Source organism: Sandarakinorhabdus oryzae, assembly GCF_009733735.1.
GTDB classification, from domain to species: domain Bacteria; phylum Pseudomonadota; class Alphaproteobacteria; order Sphingomonadales; family Sphingomonadaceae; genus Sandarakinorhabdus; species Sandarakinorhabdus oryzae.
Genome location: NZ_WNJP01000212.1, coordinates 1 through 4144, shown reverse-complemented (window position 1 = coordinate 4144; position 4144 = coordinate 1). Strand labels below are relative to the sequence as shown.

The window sequence follows — 4144 nt, the reverse complement described above, 5'->3', positions numbered from 1 at the left end:
ACGGGGCGGACGACGCCACCATGGCGCCGCAGATCGCCGAGGGCCGCGCCGCGCTGCCGCGCCCGCTCGCCGCCACCGCCAGCTGGGCCAGGCAGGGCAGCCGCTTCGTGCTGAGCGTGCCGATGGCGGGGCTGGAGAAGGTGCGCAAGGCCTGGTTCTTCCCGGAAAGCGACGCCACCATCACCATGGTCACCCCGCAGCAGGTGACGATTGCCGGCGATGCCCTGCGCATCGAAACCGACGCTGCCAGCCCCGAAGGCGAGGTGAAGGGCGTGCTGCGCGTCGAGATGGCGGGCGAGGCGCCGATGGGCTTTGCCATCACCGCCAGGCAAGGCAGCGTGCCTGGCCCCGGTGCGGCGTTGGGCGCGGGCGGTGGCGGCAATGATGCAGCGGGTGGCGGCGATGGCGGGAGCGGAGATCGCTTGGGCCTGCCGCTGATCCTGCTCGGCGCGGTGCTGGGCGGCCTGATCCTCAATGTCATGCCTTGCGTGTTCCCGATCCTCAGCCTGAAGGCGCTGGCGCTGGCCAAGGGCAATGTCGATGCCGCCGAAGCCCGGAAAGAAGCGCTGGCCTATACCGCCGGGGTGGTGCTGGTGGTGACAGCGCTGGGCGGCATCGTGCTGGCGTTGCGGGCAGCAGGCTCGCAGGTTGGCTGGGCCTTCCAGTTGCAGGATCCGCGCGTCATCGCCTTCCTGTTGCTGCTGGTCACCGGCATCGCGCTCAACCTGGCCGGACTGTTCGAAATCACGCTGACCACCGGCAATCTGGGGCAGGACAAGGCCCGTTCCGGCGGTGCGTCGGGCGCCTTCTTCACCGGCGCACTCGCCGCCTTCGTGGCGACCCCCTGCACCGGGCCATTCATGGCTGGGGCGCTGGGCGCGGCGCTGGTGCTGCCCACGGTGCAGGCGCTGTCGGTCTTTGCCGGCCTCGGCCTCGGCCTGGCCCTGCCATTCCTGTTGATCGGCTTCGTCCCCGCCCTGCGCCGCCGCCTGCCCAAGCCGGGTGCCTGGATGGTGCGACTGCGCGCCATCCTGTCGGTGCCGATGTTCCTCACCGCGCTCGCCCTGGCCTGGGTGCTGGGCCAGCAGGTGGGCGTGAACGGCATGGCGCTGGGCCTTGCCGGCACGCTGGTCTTTGGCCTGTTCCTGTGGTGGCTGGGCAGCCGCCAGCATGGCGGCAAATCGCTGGCCATTCCCGGCACGCTCAGCCTCGCCACCATCGTCGCTGCCGTGCTGCTGGTGCCGACCACCGCCCCCGAAGGCGCGGCGAACGCCACCACCGCCGCCGCCAGCGAGCTGAATGCGGTGAAGTTCACCCCCGCCGCGCTGGCCAACCTGCGCGCCCAGAACAAGCCGGTCTTCCTCTACATGACCGCGGACTGGTGCCTCACCTGCAAGGTCAACGAAAAGGGCGCCATGGCCGATCCGGCCGTCGCGCAAAGCTTCAAGGCCAAGGGCATCACCGTGATGGAAGGCGACTGGACCCGCAACGATCCCGCCATCTCCGCCTGGCTCGCCGATCACAAGCGCGCCGGCGTGCCGGTCTATGTCTATTACGACCCGACCGGCGGCGAGACGGAACTGCCGCAGATCCTGACGGTGGACGCGCTGACGGGGTTGAAGGTTTAAGCGGGCCTCCGGCGTCCCTGCTCGCAGCGGGTCGCTACACTTCCCCTTCGAACCCAAGCAGCGCCAACGCCCCATCGGCCAGCGGGCGTTGCAGGGCCTTGGCGTCGGCCCAGTCGGCGGTGAGCCAGCGGCGCTGCTCGTCCGGCGTGGTGAGGATAACCGGCATCGCCTTGGGGTGGTGCGGTGCGACCTCGGCATTGGGTTCGCAAGTGAGGAAGCCGAAGACGGTCAACGTCACTTCGCCTTCGGCCTTCTTGCGCACCCCGGTCCAGCGGGCAGCGAGGCCGGCGAAGCAGGCGAGACTTTCGTCCGCCGGCGCGAACCACAGCGGCTGGAAGCCCTGTGCCGTCTTCACATGCTCCGCAAACGACGTGAACGGCACCAGGCAGCGGTAGGGCGGGGCGAGCCAGCGCCGCCAGTGTGGGGAGCCGGTGTTGCGAATGTTGGTGATGCCGCGATCGACGCTCTTGCCTTCCAGCGCGAAGGCCGGGCTGGGCATGCCCCAGCGGGCGAGGCTGAGCGTGGGGCCAGCATCGCGGGCGAGGCCGATGATCGGGGCTTCAGCGTCGGGATAGAGGGCGCTCAACATGGGCAGATTGCCGAGCCGATCGGCCACGGAGCCCAGATCGAGCGCGCGGGCGAGGTCGCGCAGCGCCTGCTGCCCCTTGGTGAGCGCATAGAGATTGCACATGACCGACCCTTTCGGTGGCCATCAAGCGCGGCGCGTGGTCGGAAGGCAAGAGGCCAGCGTTTAGCCGGCCGTGCGGGTCGTGCCTCAGAACGGCAGCGGGGTCAGGCTCCACAGCCAGATCATGCTGGCCAGGGTGCCGATCAGCCCCAGGCCAAGACGGCGGGCGAGGCGGCCGCTGGCCGGATCAAGCGCCGGGCCGAGGCCCAGTGCCTGCCCGCTGTGGCCGGCGGCCTTGTCCAACGGGAAACGCGGACGCACCTGAAACGTCAGGGCCTGTTGAAGAGCGGCGGAGTCTTCACCGTCACCCCCGGAAACGCACTGGCCAGACACCACATCACCTCTGCCCTTGATTAGTGGGCAGAAATTGCCACAGCCGCGGCAATCAGGGGCGGCAAGGCCGGTCCATCATGGCGGAATCAGGCGGGGTTACCGAACCAGATTGGTGGTTTCCGCAAGGCCCAGGGCGCTGCCGCCTCCAACTGGAAGGCCAGATCGAGCAGCCGGGCATCGTCGCCGCGGCGGCCTGCGAAGTGCATGCCCAACGGCAGCCCGCTGGTTGTCGTCATGATCGGCACGCTCATCGCGGCGGCGCCGGCGACATTCTGCACCGGCGTATAGGCCACCAGCCGCATCATGTCGGCCATCAGCTCGGCCGAAGGGCGGCTGGGCGACAGCGAGCCGACCGGCACGGCGTGGCGGGTGAGCACCGGGGTGAGCAGGACGTCATGCTCACGGAAACTGGCGTTGTAGGCGTCACGATAGCCGGCCAGTCGGCTCATCAGGGCGCCAACATCGGCCTGGGCCATGGCGGCACCATTGCCCCCCAGCCAGCGGGTCAGCGGCTCCAGCCGTTCGACGCCGTCAGCCCCGAAGGCCTTGTTCACCCCCGCCACCACATCGGTCGCGCCCAGTGACCACAAGGCGACGAAATCGCGGGAAAATTCGGCCGGGTTGAACGGCCACTCGACGTCGATGACGCTGTGGCCCATCGCCTTCAACAGGCTGCGGGTGCGGGCGATGCCGCCCATCACCTCGGTATCGGGTGTGGCACCATCGGCGCTGGCGGTGATAACACCGATACGCAGGCGCTCACCCACTGGGCCGGTCATGCGCGGCACGTCGGCGGTGAGGCCCTGGGCGCCGCGGCCCTGCAGGCTGGCCATGGCCAGCGCGGCATCGCGTACGCTGCGGGTGAGCACATGATCGACCGCAAGCGCTGCCGGGTTGTCGACCGGCGGCTGGCCGGCAAGCCGGCCCCGGCTGGGCTTGAAACCGAACAGGCCGGTGAGCGCCGCCGGAATGCGGATCGAGCCGCCGCCATCATTGGCATGGGCGATCGGCACCACGCCGGCCGCCACTGCCGCGGCGCTGCCACCCGACGAGCCCCCGGGGGAGAAGTCCGGGTTCCACGGATTGCGGGTGATCCCGTGGCTGAGCGGTTCGGTCACGCACATCAGGCCGAATTCCGGCGTCGCCGTCTTGCCCAGCGCCAGCACGTTCAGGCGCGACAGCGAATCGACAAAGGCTTCATTGGCGGCGGCCGGCGGCGCGTTGGCAAAGGCGCGGCTGCCGTTGCGCGTGGGCCAGCCCTTGTAGTCATTGAGATCCTTGATGAAGGTCGGGATCACTGCCTGGCGGTCATCCGTGGGCAGCGCCGCCATTGCGCGGGCGCGATCGATCAGGATGGCGAAGTTGAGCTTGGCCTGCGCCGCCTCGGCGCGTTCCAGCGCGGCCAGCACCGTCTCGCGCGCGCTGGCATCGCCGCTGCGGATGCGCGCAGCCAGCCCGATGGCATCGTCGGCAGCGGCCTGCGCCGGCACCGGTA

General features: G+C 69.7%; 4 protein-coding genes. 1 reads left to right on the top strand and 3 read right to left on the bottom strand.

All coding sequences use genetic code 11. The features are described 5' to 3' along the window. Positions 1-1628: protein-disulfide reductase DsbD family protein (locus tag GJ693_RS14340; protein WP_207789966.1), on the top strand; the 1628-nt coding region annotated here is incomplete at its 5' end. Between the two features lie 34 nt (positions 1629-1662). On the opposite strand, the gene GJ693_RS14335 is transcribed toward GJ693_RS14340, so the two are convergent. The 3 genes from GJ693_RS14335 to GJ693_RS14325 form a co-directional block, all read right to left on the bottom strand. Next, the gene (locus GJ693_RS14335) at positions 1663-2319 is read right to left on the bottom strand and encodes an SOS response-associated peptidase (protein WP_156256951.1); all 657 of its coding nucleotides are present in this window, start codon (positions 2317-2319) and stop codon (positions 1663-1665) included. Positions 2320-2403: 84 nt separating this feature from the next. Next, entirely contained in the window at positions 2404-2577 is a 174-nt protein-coding gene (locus tag GJ693_RS14330) for a hypothetical protein (RefSeq protein ID WP_156256950.1), read from the bottom strand. Between the two features lie 158 nt (positions 2578-2735). Then, on the bottom strand, positions 2736-4144 hold a 1409-nt coding region (locus GJ693_RS14325), incomplete at its 5' end, for an amidase family protein (protein WP_156256949.1).